This is a genomic window from Streptomyces sp. NPDC048254 (assembly GCF_043201895.1).
GTDB lineage: Bacteria > Actinomycetota > Actinomycetes > Streptomycetales > Streptomycetaceae > Streptomyces.
This window is the reverse complement of sequence record NZ_JBICZJ010000002.1, coordinates 742,012-756,231: the sequence shown is the minus strand read 5'-3', so window position 1 is coordinate 756,231 and position 14,220 is coordinate 742,012. Positions and strand designations below refer to the sequence as shown.

Genomic DNA, 14,220 nt, shown 5'->3' with positions numbered 1-14,220 from the left:
GTGACGCCGGTCGAGGTCACGGAGGCTCCGCAGGAGACCGCCGAGACCGTCGAGGCCCCGGTGACACCAGTTCGCCGTCGGACCCGCAAGGCCGCGGTGACGCCGGTCGAGGTCACGGAGGCTCCGCAGGAGACCGCCGAGACCGTCGAGGCCCCGGTGACACCAGTTCGCCGTCGGACCCGCAAGGCCGCTGAGCCGGCCGAGGCGGTCGTGACGACGCCGGAGCCCGAGGTCGCCGAGGAGCCCAAGCCGCGCCGCACCCGCAAGACGGCGGCCGCCGCCGAAACGACCGTGGACACGGCGGAGTCCGTCGAGGCGGAGGCCAAGCCGCGCCGCCGGACCCGCAAGGCGGCCGAGGCCGCGGTGGACACGGTGGACACGGTCGAGGCGACGGAGTCGAAGCCGCGTCGTACCCGCAAGGCCGCCGCCGCCCCGGCGACGGTCGAGGCCGAGACGGAGACGGAGGCCGCCAAGCCGCGTCGTACCCGCAAGACGGCAGCCGCCGCCGAAACGGCCGTCGACACGGCCGAGGCCACCGAGGCCAAGCCGCGCCGGACTCGGAAGACGGCCGCCGCCGCCCCGGAGACCGCCGAGGTCGCGGAGGTCGCGGAGACCAAGCCGCGCCGCACCCGCAAGACCGCGGCCGCCGCCGAAACGGCGGTGGACACGGCCGAGGCCACCGAGGCCAAGCCCCGTCGCACCCGGAAGACGGCCGCCGCCCCGGAGACCACCGAGACCGCCGAGGTCGCGGAGGCCAAGCCGCGCCGGACGCGGAAGGCCGCCGAGGCCGCCGTCGACACCGCCGAAGGTGCCGAGGCCAAGCCCCGCCGGACCCACAAGACGGCTGTCGCCAGTGCGGAGATTCCGGCGCAGGCCAGCGGCGAGCCGGAGGTCAAGCCGAGGCGTCGTACGACCCGGAAGGCGGCCGAGTCCGTCGAGACGGTCGAGGCGGTCGCCGCGACCGACGCGGAGGCGAAGCCGAAGGCCCGCCGGTCCCGGAAGGCCACCGCCGCGGCTCCCGAAGCCTGAGCGCGTCGCAGTTGACCGAACGGCCCGGCCCACCCAGTGTGGGCCGGGCCGTCGGCGTTCCCGGCGTTCCCCGCCTGCCCGCCAGCCGCCAGCCGCCAGCCGCCAGCCGCCAGCCGGATTCGTCCACCGGTTCACGGCCCGTCGCCGTCCGCCGGATAGCCTCTCCCCATGAGCAGGCCTCGTACCTTTGTCCCGCCCGCCGGTGCCCGCGCGTACGCGCTCGCCACCGCGCGTGGTGAGTTCGCCGTCATCGACGCGCCCGCGGCCGCCGGGGCCGAGCCCAAGGGGATCGCGTTGCTGCTGCCCGGGTTCACCGGCAGCAAGGAGGACTTCAACCCGCTGCACGAGGCACTGGGCGCGCGCGGGTACCGGACGGTCGCCGTGGACGGGCGTGGGCAGTTCGAGTCGGACGGCCCGGAGCACGACGAATCGGCGTACGCCCAGGATGAGTTGGCGCGGGACGTGCTCGCGCAGGCGGCGGCGGTCGACGGCGGCCGGCCCGTGCATCTGCTGGGGCACTCCCTCGGCGGTCAGATCGCGCGCGCGGCCGTGCTCCTCGACCACACGCCGTTCCGCTCGCTGACGCTGATGTCCTCGGGCCCGGCGCAGATCTCCGTCCCTCAGCAGCAGCGGGTGAAGCTGCTGAGGGACGCGCTCGCGGTGCTGCCGATGGCCGGGGTGTGGGAGGCCATGCAGGCCATGGAGGCACCGGAGGAGCTGGACGAGGGCGGCCCGCAGGACCAGGAGGACCGGTCGGACCAGGAGGACCAGGAGGATCTGCGGCGCCGCTGGCTGGGCAACAAGCCGGCCCAACTCCTCGCCACCGGACTCCAGTTGTGCACCGAGCCGGACCGTGTCGACGAACTCGCCGCCGTACCGCTGCCGTTCCATGTGCTGTCGGGTGCGCGGGACGACACCTGGCCGCTGCCGCTGCTGGACGACATGGCGCTACGGCTGCGGGCCCACCGCACGGTCGTCGAGGGTGCGGAGCACTCCCCCAACACCGACCGACCGGCCCCCACCGCCGAGGCGATCGCCGCCTTCTGGGACAGCGCGAACAGCTAGGCGCGCACGGCTAGTACTGCGTCTGGAGGTGTTCCCAGAAGCCGTCCCGGAGGGCTCGGCGCAGGTCGGCCTGGCCGCGCAGGGAGTACTGGAGCAGCCCCTCGGCCTCGACGAGGAGGTCCTGGTCGACCGGGCCGGGCAGGTAGGGATGGCCGGGCAGCAGCTCGACGAGCGACTCGCTGCCCCGCGAGGACAGCCACTTCGCGGCGATCTGCGCGCCGACGAAACGGACGTCCTCGCGGGTGGGTCTGGTGGCGCCGGCCTCGTAGGCGTGGGCGGTGCGCCGGGCGACGTACGGCTTGAAGAACTCGAGGTCGAGGGTGCGCTGGCTGTCGACCTCCCAGAGCAGCGGCTCGGCCTGGTTGCGGCCTTCGGGCGCCTCGATGCCCCAGAGGTGGACCCGGGCGCCGTAGCCCTGGGCGGCCTCGACCGCGGAGACCAGGTCCTCGTCGCCGCCGAGCAGGGCCGCGTCGCTGATGGCGCGGTGCCGGGCGAGTGACTCCAGGTCCGTGCGGATCAGGGAGTCGACGCCCTTCTGCTGGTTGTTGGCGTTGAGGTTGCCGAGCCGGACCTTGACGTCGGGCAGTTCGGCGATGGTCTGCTGCTCGGCGGTGTGGATGCGGCGACGCGCGCCGTCGTACCAGTAGACGCGCAGCAGCCGGCTGTCCGCGAAGATCTGGCGTGCCTTGTCGATGAGCGCCTCGATCAGCCCCTCGGCGTCGAGGTCGAAGGCACGGCGGTCCTCCGTCCCGGCGACGAGCCGACCCGTGGCCGCGTAGAGGTAGCCCGCGTCGACGAAGATCGCGTGAGTCGAAGGCGTCTTCGCCACTTCGGCGAGCATGCGGGTGAGCAGCTCGTTCGTACGGTCGATGCGGGCCTTGAGGGCGGCGAGGTCGTCGTTCATCGCCTCCATTGTCCCGGCGGTCACGCTGCGAACACAACCGGTCCCGGTCAGTCTCCCGAACGTCTCTTACCGGTCGGTAATTAGGCGTTCGAAAATTTTCTTTAGCCAAGGGAATGTTTGTAACACGCAAGCCGTTGACTCGGAGGTACACAAGACGAAGGGAGAGGCAGATGCGCTTCGAAATCAGGCGACTGGACGAAGTCGACGGCACCACCGTGGACTGCACCGTCGTGGACGCCGCCTCCGTCAACAGGATCGTCCAGCAGGCGGCCGCCATCGGGCAGCGACTGTGGATCCGACCGGCCGAGAACCAGGCTTCGTAACAACTTACGAGACCCGAGCCACCACACACGAGACGCGACGAGACACCACTGAACACACTGACGCGCGGAGCACCGCAGAGTCTTCGGAACCCCCGTACGGCACGACGCCGTGCGGGGGTTCCGCGTCTGTCCGCCTCGCCCGGCTACCCGCCCTTGACCACCTGGGTGACGCCGTTGATGATCTGCTGCACGGCGATCGCGGAGAGCATCATGCCCGCGAGCCGCGTCACCAGGACCACACCGCCGTCCTTGATGACCCGGATGATCAGCAGCGAGTACCGCATCACCAGCCACAGCACGACATGGATGGCGAGGATCGCGGTCCACACGGACACCTGGGCGGAGACGCTGTCCGCCTTCTGCACGGCGAGGATGACCGACACGATCGCACCGGGCCCCGCCAGCAGCGGCATGCCCAGGGGCACCAGCGCCACGTTGACGTCCTTGGTCTGCTTCGGCTCGTCGTTCTTGCCGGTGAGCAGGTCGAGGGCGATCAGCAGGAGCAGCAGCCCGCCCGCGATCATCAGTGCGGGCACGGAGACGTGCAGGTAGTCGAGGATCTGGTGGCCCAGGAGCCCGAAGACGGTGATCACCCCGCCCGCCACGCACACGGCCTGGAAGGCCATCCGCCGCTGCACCTTGCCGGGCCGGCCGGAGGTGAGGGCGAGGAAGATCGGGGTGATCCCAGGGGGATCCATGATGACGAACAGGGTCAGGAAGAGGGAGCCGAAGACGGCGACGTCGAACATGCGTGAGCCTTGTGCCTAGGTCGGCGCTGCGGGCGGTTGTGCCGCAGGGCGAGGGGAGTCACCACGCGCCGGCGAGCCCGGCCCGGAATGGGGCGGGCCCGGCCTGCCGCGCGGGGAAATCGGGAACGGGGGTGAGCCTCAGCGTCCGCCGGTCCCCGGGACGGGGAACGCACCGGTCGCCCGGCGCGTGATCTCCCCGTACACCTCGGGGTCGGTCGTGTACTCGCCCAGCGCCACCGTCTTGCGGCTGCCGTGGTAGTCCGAGGACCCGGTGACCAGCAGCCCCAGCTCCGCGGCCAGTCCGCGCAGCCGGACCCGGGTGTCGGCGTCGTGGTCCATGTGGTCGACCTCGATGCCGTCGAGGCCGGCCGCGGCCAGCTCGGCGATCGCCGACTCGGGCACCGTACGCCCGCGTTTGGCGGCCGCCGGATGCGCGAACACGCACACCCCGCCGGCCTGCTTGACCAGCCGGATCGCCGTGAAGGGGTCGGTCTCGTGCTTCTCCACGAAGGCCCGGCCGCCGTCGGCCAGCCACTCCTGCGTGAAGGCGTCGCTCACGGTCGGTACGACACCGAGCTCGACGAGCGCGGAGGCGACGTGCGGCCGCCCCACGGAACCGTCCCCGGCGATGCGCCTCACCTGCTCCCAGGTGACCGGCACGCCCAGCGCGTTCAGCTTGGCGACCATGCCCTGGGCCCGCGGCACCCGGTCGTCCCGGACCAGCTCGCGCTCGGCGAGCAGATCGGGCTCCTCGGGGTCGAAGAGGTAGGCCAGCATGTGCAGGGAGACGCCGTCGACACGGCAGGACAGCTCGGCCCCGGTGACCAGGGTGAGCCCCTCGGGCAGCGCGGCGACGGCCGCGGCGTGGCCTCGGGTGGTGTCATGGTCGGTCAGCGCGACGACGTCCAGTCCGGCAGCGGCGGCGTTCCGTACCAGCTCGGCGGGGCTGTCCGTACCGTCGGAGGCGGTGGAGTGGCAGTGCAGATCGATACGCACGACGCGGACTCCAGGCGGGAGGGGACGGAAGGGACGCGTCAAGGATAGCGGCCGGAAACGGATGCCCTGTCACACCCGAAGGCCGGGGGCACCCCGTACAGCTACGTCACAGGCTCCACCCTGTTTCCGAGCCCCCGGGGCCTCCACGGCCCATGGGCCGCCAAGCCCTAGGGCTCGAACAAGCGCGGCGACAGCGCCCCGCAGGGCACCAGGTCCACCTCCGCGCCCGCGTCCCGCAGATCCGTGAGCACCAGCTCGTCGTACATCAGCAACCCGGTCTGCTCGGGCCACACCACCGCCCAGAGCCACAGTCCCCGGGCCTCGCCCGCGAACACGGCCCTGTCGTCCGGGACTCCCGACACATGCCAGAGCGGCGTCGGCCGCCCGGCGGCCAGTACCTTCGTCTGCGGCGGCTTCTCCACGTTCATCGACGGTCCCGGATCCGGCCCGTCGATGCCCGCGTAGCGCGCCCCGAGACCGACCCCCAGCTCCTCGGCGACCAGGATCATCTCCCCCATGCCGCCGAGCGGCGCGGGTCCGGAGCAGGCGACGGCGGTCGCGCGCCCCCCGCTGCGGTCGTCACCGGCGCACGCCACACCCGTGAACAGCCAGCCCACCGGCAGCGGCCAGGGCATCCACACCGGCACCTGGGTGCGGTGCACCACGACATCGAGGGCCTCGACGCTGGGCGGGATCACGGGCTGTACCGGATGTACGGTCCCGTGCACCTCGCACTGCCAGGTGTCGGCGAAGAGGCCGGGAGCCCTGACCCGGCCACCGCACTTCGGGCAACTGGGTTCGCCCCTCATAGGGCCCCACGGTCCTACCCGGAATCCGCCACGTCAAGGACGATCACCCGTCCGGACGGTACCGGTCACCGCGCGGAGTTAGATGTAGCTTGCATTAATTAGCAGCCCTAACTTACTATATGCACACGCCAACCAAATCGACGCGAGCAGACGAGAGCAGCGGAGGAAGCGCATGGCAGACGCAGCGGACCCATTCGACGCGGGAGCGGGCAGCATCCTGCGGCAGCCGAAGGCCGTGTGGGCGACGGCGGGCGCGTCCGTCGTCGCCTTCATGGGCATCGGACTCGTCGACCCGATCCTGCCCTCCATAGCCAAGGGCCTGGACGCCACGACCAGCCAGGTCTCCCTGCTCTTCACCTCGTACTTCCTGATCACCGCCGTGGCGATGCTGCTCACCGGCTTCGTCTCCAGCCGGATCGGCGGGCGCGGGACCCTGCTGCTCGGCCTCGCGTTCGTGGTCGTCTTCGCGGGCCTCGCCGGCACCTCCGACACGGTCGGCCAGCTCGTCGGCTTCCGGGCCGGCTGGGGTCTCGGCAACGCCCTGTTCGTCTCGACCGCCCTCGCGGTCATCGTGGGCGCGGCGGCCGGCGGCAGCGCCGCCGCGATCCTGCTCTACGAGTCCGCGCTCGGCCTCGGCATGGCGTGCGGCCCGCTGCTGGGCGCGGTGCTCGGCAACATCAGCTGGCGCTACCCCTTCTTCGGCACGGCCACCCTGATGGCGGTCGGCTTCCTGTGCATCACCGCGTTCCTGAAGGAGCAGCCGAAGCCCGCCCGCAAGACCTCGATCCTCGACCCGATCAGGGCGCTCGGCCACGGCGGCCTTGCCTCCGCCGCCGTCTCCGCGTTCTTCTACAACTACACGTTCTTCACCGTGCTGGCCTTCACCCCCTTCGTGCTGAACATGACCCCGTACCGCTCGGGTGCCGTGTTCTTCGCCTGGGGTGTGCTGCTCGCGCTCTTCTCGGTGGTGGTGGCCCCGCGCCTGCAGCGGCGCTTCGGCTCGCTGAAGGTGCTGGGCGGTTCCCTGGTCCTGCTCGCCGTCGACGTCACCGTCCTCGGCTACGGCGGCCACACCGCCGCGATCGTCTGCACGATCCTGTCCGGCGCGTTCATCGGCGTGAACAACACCGTCTACACCGAGCTGGCCCTCGGTGTGTCGGACGCACCACGCCCGGTGGCGAGCGCGGGCTACAACTTCGTCCGCTGGTTCGCCGCCGCGGCCGCCCCCTACTTCGCGCCGAAGATCGAGGAGTGGACCGACATCCACATCCCGTTCGTGGTGGCGGCGGTCACCGCCGTGCTGGGCGCGGTCGTGGTGCTCGTACGGCGGAACGCGCTCACGCACGAGGCGACCGAGCTGGAGCCGGGGCACGCCACCGAGGACAGCGTCACCGTCTTTGCCAACTGACGATTTCCACAGGGTGCTTGGTGAGCTTGCTCACCCTCGTGCATCAGTCCAGCGGGACGGACCCGCGGTGCGGATCCCGGAGGTCCGTCCCGTTGGCGAGCCAGCGCTCCTGGAGGGCCTGGGCGCCGTGCACGCGTTTCCAGGCGGCCTCGTTCGGGGTCATCGGCAGCAGCGGCAGGAACCGTACGGGATCGAGGGGCTCGTCCAGCGCCAGATCCTCGACGAGACCGCCCGGTTCGCCGACCAGGACCGAGGTGAAGGGAGCGCCGGGCCACAGCGGCTCGCCGACGTCCAGCGAAGCGCCCGGCGTCACGATCAGGCCCTCCACCTGCGGAGACGCGGCGAGGACGGCGAGCGCGCGGAGCACCTTGTCGGTCTCCGCGAGCCCGGCGCGGACCGACAGGACCAGTTCGGCGCGGGGCCCCTTGACCGGGTCCGCGAGCATCGCGGCGGGGTCGGTCATGGGCTGTGCGGACATGCCGAGCGTGGCGTAGCGCAGGACGTTCTCGCCCTGGAGATCCTCCTGGAAACGGAGCACCTCGATGCGGTCCGTACCGAGGAAGGTGACCGCCGCGCGTGCGTCCGGTTCGCCCAGTGCGGTGGTCAACCGGGCCTCGACCAGAGGAAGAACATCAGCCATGTCGAGAGCATAGAACTCGTCAGTACCGGGCAAAGCAGCACCTTGACACTGAGGGCTGCTGCTAGTCTGACCGCGGTGGTTCGGGGCAGCACGCAGAGCGTCGCGGTCAGACCCCGACACCAAGAGCACTCCCTTACGAGGGACCGGCTGGAGGAGGTGGGGCTGTCATGGATCGAAGTCACCCGTGCAGTACCACTCGCTCTTCCGCCTGCTGATTTCGTCTACTGGTCGGCTGCCGCCTTCACGTTCGCGTTGTCGTTCGGAAGAGCACTTCGTTTTCGCTTGCCTGGTCCCTCTGACCGGTCCGTTCCGGATCTGTCTGGATCTGTTCGTCTGATCCGAATCAGTAGCGAAGTCGCCACCGCAACGGTGCGGTGCTCCCCGCTTTGTGGACGTGCCAAACATCCGCAGTCAGGACGTCCCCATTCCGGGTAGTTCCACCCGTTCGCCGGCGGTCACCCGCTGCTTGTCGCGAAGGAGCCTGCCCATGTCGATGATCCGCGACCTCCGTGCCGTGGTCCGCCCGACCCGTCCCTCCCAGCGCAAGAGCCTGCGCGTGGAGACCGGCGCGTACGACACCACCCGCGACCCCGGTACGCCGTCGGCCGTCGTCGACTGCGCCGTCTACCGGGGCGGCGCGCGGGTGCAGACCCCGAAGCCGCTGACCCCGCAGGAGGCGATGCGCCAGGTGCGCCGGGACGGCGGGTTCGTGTGGATCGGCCTGCACGAGCCGACCGAGGCCGAATTCGCCGGTATCGCGGGCGAGTTCGGGCTGCACCCGCTGGCGGTGGAGGACGCCGTGCAGGCCCACCAGCGGCCCAAGCTCGAACGCTACGACGACTCCCTCTTCACCGTCTTCAAGACCATCCACTACGTCGAGCACGACCGGCTCACCGCCAACAGCGAGGTCGTGGAGACCGGCGAGGTGATGTGCTTCACCGGCCGGGACTTCTTCATCACCGTCCGGCACGGCGGGCAGGGCTCGCTGCGGGCGCTGCGGCACCGGCTCCAGGACGACCCCGAACTGCTCGCCAAGGGCCCCTCGGCCGTGCTGCACGCCATCGCCGACCATGTCGTCGACGGCTATGTGGCGGTCGCCGACGCCGTGCAGGACGACATCGACGAGGTGGAGACCGAGGTCTTCTCGCCCGGCCGCAAGGGCGGGGTCTCGCGTGGTGTGGACTCGGCGCGCATCTACCAACTGAAGCGCGAGGTCCTGGAGTTCAAGCGCGCGGTGTCACCGCTGCTGCGTCCGATGCAGCTGCTCAGCGAGCGCCCGATGCGGCTGGTCGACCCCGACATCCAGAAGTACTTCCGGGACGTCGCCGACCACCTCGCCCGCGTCCAGGAGCAGGTCGTCGGCTTCGACGAACTCCTCAACTCCATCCTCCAGGCCAACCTCGCGCAGGCGTCGGTCGCGCAGAACGAGGACATGCGCAAGATCACGGCATGGGCCGCGATCATCGCCGTACCGACGATGGTGTGTGGTGTGTACGGCATGAACTTCAAGTACATGCCGGAGTTGCACTGGAAGTACGGCTACCCGGTGATCATGGGCATCACGGTCTGCATCTGCCTCGGCATCCACCGCACCCTGAAGCGCAACGGCTGGCTCTAGGCTGGGCGCCATGACACGTCAGCTGCTCGACCAGGCCCTCGTCGAGGAGGCCACGAAGAAGTCCGGCCTCATCTGGGTCCGGGGTGCCGGGGCGCCGGCCGCGCGTGCGGTGTGGCACGCCTGGGCCGACGGGGGCGTGTACCTGGTCGGTGACGGGACCGAGCAGCCGCTGACCGGGCTGGCCGACGGCGGGTCGGCCGAGGTGACCGTCCGCAGCAAGGACAAGGGCGGCCGGCTGGTCACCTGGGCGGCGACGGTGACGGAACTGTCCGCCGGCTCCCCCGAGTGGGACGTGGCGGTGGCGGAGCTGAAGGGCAAGCGCCTCAACGCACCCGACGGCGAGGCCATGACGGACCGCTGGGCGAGGGAGTGCAGGGTGCTGCGCCTGCGCCCGACGGGAGCGACGACACCGCTGCCGACGGGCAGTCTGGCAGAGCCGCCCGTACCGTCCCCGGCCACGACCCGCCGTCCGGTCCCGGCGGCCCTGCCGAAGCTCCTCGCGAGGCGCAGAAAGCGCAAGTAGCCGAGGACCGGGCCGGATCCGGCACCGGCAGGTTCGCCTCCCGGCACCTCGCGGCAACTCGCGGCCCCTCGTACCCGCCCGCAACGGCGCCTACGACGTGGGCAGTTGCCTGCCGTAGTCGACTGTTTCGGTCTTCTTCGGCTCGGTGACGCTGAAGGACCTGCCCCAGTCCGTGAAGGTGAGGGTCCCGGCGCCGCCCGCACGCTCCAGGCGGAGCGGATACGGCTTGCCCTTCAGCGAGACGTCCAGCGTGCCGCCGGAGCCGCCGTCACCGGCGATGCGGATGGTGGGGGTGCCCGACTGCTCGTGGTGACCGTCGGCCGAGAGGGAGCCGTGCAGGGTCAGCAGGCCCGAGAGAAGGAGGTCCTTGTCCGTGAAGCCGCTGAACTTCTTGTACGAGGGGTCGCCCTGCGGAACCTTCACGTACTTGCCGTCGAGCTTGCCGGCCGCGCTGGTGTCGCTCCCGTCGGCATGGTTCCAGAAGTCCGCGTCGGCCTGCAGATACAGCGTGTCGCCCACCCGGAGCAGGTGGAAGGTCGAGCCCTTCGACGTGACCGACCCGGTCCCGCCGTCCGCGTTCAGGCGCATGTCCAGCTGGTACGTACGCCCGCTCGTGACCACCGTCCCCGCCATCCGGACCGTCGCCACCGACGTCGCCGCCGCCCGGGTCTTCGACTGGATGACGTCCGGGGCCAGCTTTCCCACCCCGTTGGTGCCCGCGTCCGGATCCTCACTGCACGCCGTGAGGAGGGCCAGCGCGCACATCGCGGTCACCACTGCGGCGCGGCGAGTACGGCTACGGCCCGGAGCAATCGCGGTCAAGGACACGGCCACCTTTCTGACGGGTCCGGCACGGCGTACCGCAGCGTACCGGTGCCTCGCCCGCCCGGCGGAGCCAGTCCGTCCGGACCGCCCACCAGGGCGTATCCGATCGGTACGGGCTAGCCTGAACCCCACCGAGCAGGCGAAACGGACAGGAAAGTCACCAAGCGGTACTCCGGTAGAAAAAGGAAGCGAACCCATGGCAGCCGGCGCTCCCCGGATCTTCGTCTCGCACCTCGCCGGTATCGCCGTCTTCGATCCCAACGGCGACCAGGTGGGACGCGTCAGGGACCTCGTCGTCATGCTGCGCGTCGGCCGCAAGCCCCCGCGGCTGCTCGGCCTGGTCGTCGAACTGTCCACCCGGCGCCGCATCTTCCTGCCCATGACCCGGGTGACAAGCATCGAGTCCGGCCAGGTCATCAGCACCGGTGTGCTCAACGTCCGCCGCTTCGAGCAGCGGCCCACCGAGCGCCTGGTCTTCGGTGAACTCCTCGACCGCCGCGTCCAGCTGGTCGAGACCGGTGAGGAGGTCACCGTCCTGGACCTGGGCGCACAGCAGCGGCAGGCCCGCCGGGAGTGGGAGGTCGACCGCGTCTTCGTCCGCAAGGGCCGCACGGGCACCTTCCGGCGGACCAGGGGCGAGTCGCTCACCGTCGAGTGGTCGCAGGTCACCGGTTTCTCCCTGGAGGAGCACGGCCAGGGCGCCGAGAGCCTGCTCGCCACCTTCGAGCAGCTGCACCCCGCCGACCTCGCCAACGTGCTGCACCACCTCTCCGCCAAGCGCCGCGCCGAGGTGGCCGCCGCACTGGACGACGACCGCCTGGCCGACGTACTCGAAGAGCTTCCCGAGGACGACCAGATCGAGATCCTCGGCAAGCTGAAGGAGGAACGGGCGGCGGACGTCCTGGAGGCCATGGACCCGGACGACGCGGCCGACCTGCTCGCCGAACTCCCCGAGGAGGACAAGGAACGGCTGCTGAGCCTGATGCAGCCGGCCGACGCGGCCGAGATGCGGCGGCTGATGTCGTACGAGGAGCACACGGCCGGCGGTCTGATGACGACCGAGCCGATCGTGGTGCGGCCCGACTCCACCGTCGCCGACGCCCTCGCCCGGGTCCGCAACCCCGACCTCTCCCCGGCCCTCGCCGCCCAGGTCTACGTCTGCCGCCCGCCCGACGAGACCCCTACCGGCAAGTACCTGGGCACCGTCCACTTCCAGCGCCTGCTGCGCGACCCCCCGTACACCCTGGTCAGCTCGCTCCTCGACGACGACCTGCAACCGCTCGACCCCGAGGCCACGCTGCCGATCATCGCCGGATTCTTCGCCACGTACGACATGGTCGCGGCGCCCGTGGTGGACGAGACCGGGTCGCTGCTGGGCGCGGTGACCGTGGACGACGTCCTGGACCACATGCTGCCGGAGGACTGGCGGGAGACCGAGTTCCACCTGGAAGAGGAGGAGCAGGAAGAGGAGCAGAAGAAGGAGCAGAAGAAGGAACAGGAAAAGGCGCAGGCAAAGGCGCAGGCGAAGGGGGTGAGGAATCGTGGCGCCTGAGCGTGAGGGCACCCGGGAGCGGACGCCGTCCGGTGCCACCGCCGCGACCCGGCCGCGCGGACCCCGTCTGGACCAGCCGCGCCCGCCGCGGCGCAGGCTCCTGCCCGAATGGGACCCGGAGGCCTTCGGCCGGCTGTCCGAGCGCATCGCCCGTTTCCTGGGCACCGGGCGGTTCATCGTCTGGATGACGTTCGTGATCATCCTCTGGGTGATCTGGAACATCTCGGCACCCGGCACGCTGCGGTTCGACCAGTACCCGTTCATCTTCCTGACCCTGGCCCTGTCCCTCCAGGCCTCCTACGCGGCCCCGCTGATCCTGCTCGCGCAGAACAGGCAGGACGACCGCGACCGGGTCAACCTCGAACAGGACCGCAAGCAGAACGAGCGGTCCATCGCCGACACCGAGTACCTGACCCGGGAGATCGCCGCGCTGCGCATGGGCCTGGGCGAGGTGGCGACCCGGGACTGGATCCGCTCCGAGCTCCAGGACCTCCTCAAGGAGATGACGGACGAGCGACGGGACGGGCATGTCGTATTCCCGGCAGATCGGTCGGCGAGGCGTGACGTAGACGACCGGTGAGGGGCGTTATAGACGCCCCGTGCGTCGCCGTACCATCGTCTGTATGGCTAGCGAAGACGCGGTGCGCGAGGCACTGGCGACGGTGAACGACCCCGAGATCAACCGACCCATCACCGAACTGGGGATGGTCAAATCGGTGGAGATCGGCGAGGACGGCGCGGTCGCGGTCACCGTGTACCTGACGGTCTCCGGATGCCCCATGCGCGACACGATCACCCAGCGCGTCACCGAGGCGGTCTCCCGGGTCGACGGGGTCACCCGCGTCGACGTCACCCTGGACGTGATGAGCGACGAGCAGCGCAAGGAGCTGGCGTCCGCCCTGCGCGGCGGCCAGACCGAGCGCGAGGTGCCCTTCGCCAAACCGGGCAACCTCACCCGGGTCTACGCCGTCGCCTCCGGCAAGGGCGGTGTCGGCAAGTCCTCGGTGACGGTCAACCTCGCCGCCGCGATGGCCGCCGACGGCCTCAAGGTCGGTGTCGTCGACGCCGACATCTACGGCCACTCGGTCCCGCGCATGCTCGGCGCGGACGGCCGCCCCACCCAGGTCGAGAACATGATCATGCCGCCGTCGGCGCACGGCGTGAAGGTCATCTCGATCGGCATGTTCACCCCGGGCAACGCCCCGGTGGTCTGGCGCGGCCCGATGCTGCACCGCGCCCTCCAGCAGTTCCTCGCGGACGTCTACTGGGGCGACCTCGACGTCCTCCTCCTCGACCTCCCGCCCGGCACCGGCGACATCGCCATCTCGGTCGCCCAGCTGGTCCCGAACGCCGAGATCCTGGTCGTGACGACGCCTCAGCAGGCGGCGGCGGAGGTCGCCGAGCGGGCCGGCTCCATCGCGGTCCAGACCCACCAGAAGATCGTCGGCGTGGTCGAGAACATGTCCGGCCTGCCCTGCCCGCACTGCGGCGAGATGGTCGACGTCTTCGGCACGGGCGGCGGCCAGGCGGTCGCCGACGGCCTCACCCGCACGACGGGTACGAACGTCCCGGTCCTCGGCAACATCCCCATCGACGTCCGCCTGCGCGAGGGCGGCGACGAGGGCAAGCCGGTCGTCCTGACGGACCCGGACAGCCCGGCGGGCGCGGCACTGCGCGGCATCGCCGACAAGCTGGGAGGGCGGCAGCGCGGCCTGTCGGGGCTGTCGCTGGGGATCACGCCGAGGAACAAGTTCTGAGCCTCAAGTTCTCAGCCTCTTC

General features: G+C 70.7%; 14 protein-coding genes and 1 pseudogene. 9 read left to right on the top strand and 6 right to left on the bottom strand.

Annotation, left to right across the window (positions count from 1 at the left end):
• Window positions 1–1,029 (top strand): annotated as a pseudogene (locus tag ACGFZQ_RS08785) (DEAD/DEAH box helicase); the annotation flags it as partial.
• A 168-nt stretch (window positions 1,030–1,197) separates the two neighbouring features.
• The gene (locus ACGFZQ_RS08780; RefSeq protein WP_393839728.1) at window positions 1,198–2,094 is read left to right on the top strand and encodes an alpha/beta fold hydrolase; all 897 of its coding nucleotides are present in this window, start codon (window positions 1,198–1,200) and stop codon (window positions 2,092–2,094) included.
• A gap of 10 nt (window positions 2,095–2,104) precedes the next feature.
• Here ACGFZQ_RS08780 and ACGFZQ_RS08775 read toward each other — a convergent pair whose 3' ends face one another.
• Window positions 2,105–2,998 (bottom strand): NYN domain-containing protein, encoded by an 894-nt coding sequence (locus ACGFZQ_RS08775; RefSeq protein WP_351745555.1) that lies wholly within the window; start codon window positions 2,996–2,998, stop codon window positions 2,105–2,107.
• A 170-nt stretch (window positions 2,999–3,168) separates the two neighbouring features.
• On the opposite strand from ACGFZQ_RS08775, the gene ACGFZQ_RS08770 reads away from it, so the two are divergent.
• On the top strand, window positions 3,169–3,321 hold the full coding sequence (locus ACGFZQ_RS08770) for a hypothetical protein (RefSeq protein WP_351704745.1): 153 nt from the start codon (window positions 3,169–3,171) through the stop codon (window positions 3,319–3,321).
• Window positions 3,322–3,464: 143 nt separating this feature from the next.
• Here the strand turns inward: ACGFZQ_RS08770 and ACGFZQ_RS08765 are convergent, their stop codons facing one another.
• The 3 genes from ACGFZQ_RS08765 to ACGFZQ_RS08755 form a co-directional block, all read right to left on the bottom strand.
• Complete coding sequence (locus ACGFZQ_RS08765; RefSeq protein WP_393839727.1) at window positions 3,465–4,070, bottom strand: MarC family protein; 606 nt, start codon at window positions 4,068–4,070, stop codon at window positions 3,465–3,467.
• 138 nt (window positions 4,071–4,208) lie between these two features.
• Window positions 4,209–5,066: a PHP domain-containing protein gene (locus ACGFZQ_RS08760; protein ID WP_393839726.1), complete on the bottom strand. Its 858-nt coding sequence runs from the start codon at window positions 5,064–5,066 to the stop codon at window positions 4,209–4,211.
• A 167-nt stretch (window positions 5,067–5,233) separates the two neighbouring features.
• Window positions 5,234–5,875, bottom strand: a complete 642-nt coding sequence (locus ACGFZQ_RS08755; RefSeq protein ID WP_393839725.1) for a DUF6758 family protein — start codon at window positions 5,873–5,875, stop codon at window positions 5,234–5,236.
• A gap of 172 nt (window positions 5,876–6,047) precedes the next feature.
• On the opposite strand from ACGFZQ_RS08755, the gene ACGFZQ_RS08750 reads away from it, so the two are divergent.
• Window positions 6,048–7,283: an MFS transporter gene (locus ACGFZQ_RS08750; RefSeq protein ID WP_393839724.1), complete on the top strand. Its 1,236-nt coding sequence runs from the start codon at window positions 6,048–6,050 to the stop codon at window positions 7,281–7,283.
• 43 nt (window positions 7,284–7,326) lie between these two features.
• Here the strand turns inward: ACGFZQ_RS08750 and ACGFZQ_RS08745 are convergent, their stop codons facing one another.
• Window positions 7,327–7,923, bottom strand: a complete 597-nt coding sequence (locus ACGFZQ_RS08745; RefSeq protein ID WP_351745564.1) for a suppressor of fused domain protein — start codon at window positions 7,921–7,923, stop codon at window positions 7,327–7,329.
• Window positions 7,924–8,410: 487 nt separating this feature from the next.
• Between ACGFZQ_RS08745 and ACGFZQ_RS08740 the strand changes: the two genes are divergently transcribed.
• Entirely contained in the window at window positions 8,411–9,541 is a 1,131-nt protein-coding gene (locus ACGFZQ_RS08740) for a magnesium and cobalt transport protein CorA (RefSeq protein WP_382527783.1), read from the top strand.
• A gap of 10 nt (window positions 9,542–9,551) precedes the next feature.
• Window positions 9,552–10,064, top strand: coding sequence for a hypothetical protein (locus ACGFZQ_RS08735; RefSeq protein ID WP_393839723.1), 513 nt, complete (start codon window positions 9,552–9,554; stop codon window positions 10,062–10,064).
• Window positions 10,065–10,154: 90 nt separating this feature from the next.
• Here the strand turns inward: ACGFZQ_RS08735 and ACGFZQ_RS08730 are convergent, their stop codons facing one another.
• Entirely contained in the window at window positions 10,155–10,886 is a 732-nt protein-coding gene (locus tag ACGFZQ_RS08730; protein WP_393839722.1) for a hypothetical protein, read from the bottom strand.
• A gap of 199 nt (window positions 10,887–11,085) precedes the next feature.
• Between ACGFZQ_RS08730 and ACGFZQ_RS08725 the strand changes: the two genes are divergently transcribed.
• The 3 genes from ACGFZQ_RS08725 to ACGFZQ_RS08715 are packed head-to-tail and all read left to right on the top strand — an operon-like array spanning window position 11,086 to window position 14,198.
• Complete coding sequence (locus ACGFZQ_RS08725) at window positions 11,086–12,441, top strand: magnesium transporter MgtE N-terminal domain-containing protein (protein WP_393839721.1); 1,356 nt, start codon at window positions 11,086–11,088, stop codon at window positions 12,439–12,441.
• Window positions 12,431–13,021 carry a DUF1003 domain-containing protein gene (locus tag ACGFZQ_RS08720; protein WP_393839720.1) on the top strand — a complete coding sequence of 197 codons (591 nt, stop codon included), beginning with the start codon at window positions 12,431–12,433 and terminating at the stop codon, window positions 13,019–13,021. Before ACGFZQ_RS08725 ends, ACGFZQ_RS08720 begins: the two co-directional genes overlap by 11 nt.
• A 43-nt stretch (window positions 13,022–13,064) precedes the next feature.
• On the top strand, window positions 13,065–14,198 hold the full coding sequence (locus tag ACGFZQ_RS08715) for an Mrp/NBP35 family ATP-binding protein (protein WP_351745577.1): 1,134 nt from the start codon (window positions 13,065–13,067) through the stop codon (window positions 14,196–14,198).
• Window positions 14,199–14,220: the final 22 nt, after the last annotated feature.

Coding starts and splice junctions, on each gene's coding strand:
- ACGFZQ_RS08780 (WP_393839728.1), top strand. CDS start 1,198: ATGAGCAGGCCTCGTACCTTTGTCCCGCCCGCCGGTGCCCGCGCGTAC.
- ACGFZQ_RS08775 (WP_351745555.1), bottom strand. CDS start 2,998: ATGAACGACGACCTCGCCGCCCTCAAGGCCCGCATCGACCGTACGAAC.
- ACGFZQ_RS08770 (WP_351704745.1), top strand. CDS start 3,169: ATGCGCTTCGAAATCAGGCGACTGGACGAAGTCGACGGCACCACCGTG.
- ACGFZQ_RS08765 (WP_393839727.1), bottom strand. CDS start 4,070: ATGTTCGACGTCGCCGTCTTCGGCTCCCTCTTCCTGACCCTGTTCGTC.
- ACGFZQ_RS08755 (WP_393839725.1), bottom strand. CDS start 5,875: ATGAGGGGCGAACCCAGTTGCCCGAAGTGCGGTGGCCGGGTCAGGGCT.
- ACGFZQ_RS08750 (WP_393839724.1), top strand. CDS start 6,048: ATGGCAGACGCAGCGGACCCATTCGACGCGGGAGCGGGCAGCATCCTG.
- ACGFZQ_RS08745 (WP_351745564.1), bottom strand. CDS start 7,923: ATGGCTGATGTTCTTCCTCTGGTCGAGGCCCGGTTGACCACCGCACTG.
- ACGFZQ_RS08740 (WP_382527783.1), top strand. CDS start 8,411: ATGTCGATGATCCGCGACCTCCGTGCCGTGGTCCGCCCGACCCGTCCC.
- ACGFZQ_RS08735 (WP_393839723.1), top strand. CDS start 9,552: ATGACACGTCAGCTGCTCGACCAGGCCCTCGTCGAGGAGGCCACGAAG.
- ACGFZQ_RS08725 (WP_393839721.1), top strand. CDS start 11,086: ATGGCAGCCGGCGCTCCCCGGATCTTCGTCTCGCACCTCGCCGGTATC.
- ACGFZQ_RS08715 (WP_351745577.1), top strand. CDS start 13,065: ATGGCTAGCGAAGACGCGGTGCGCGAGGCACTGGCGACGGTGAACGAC.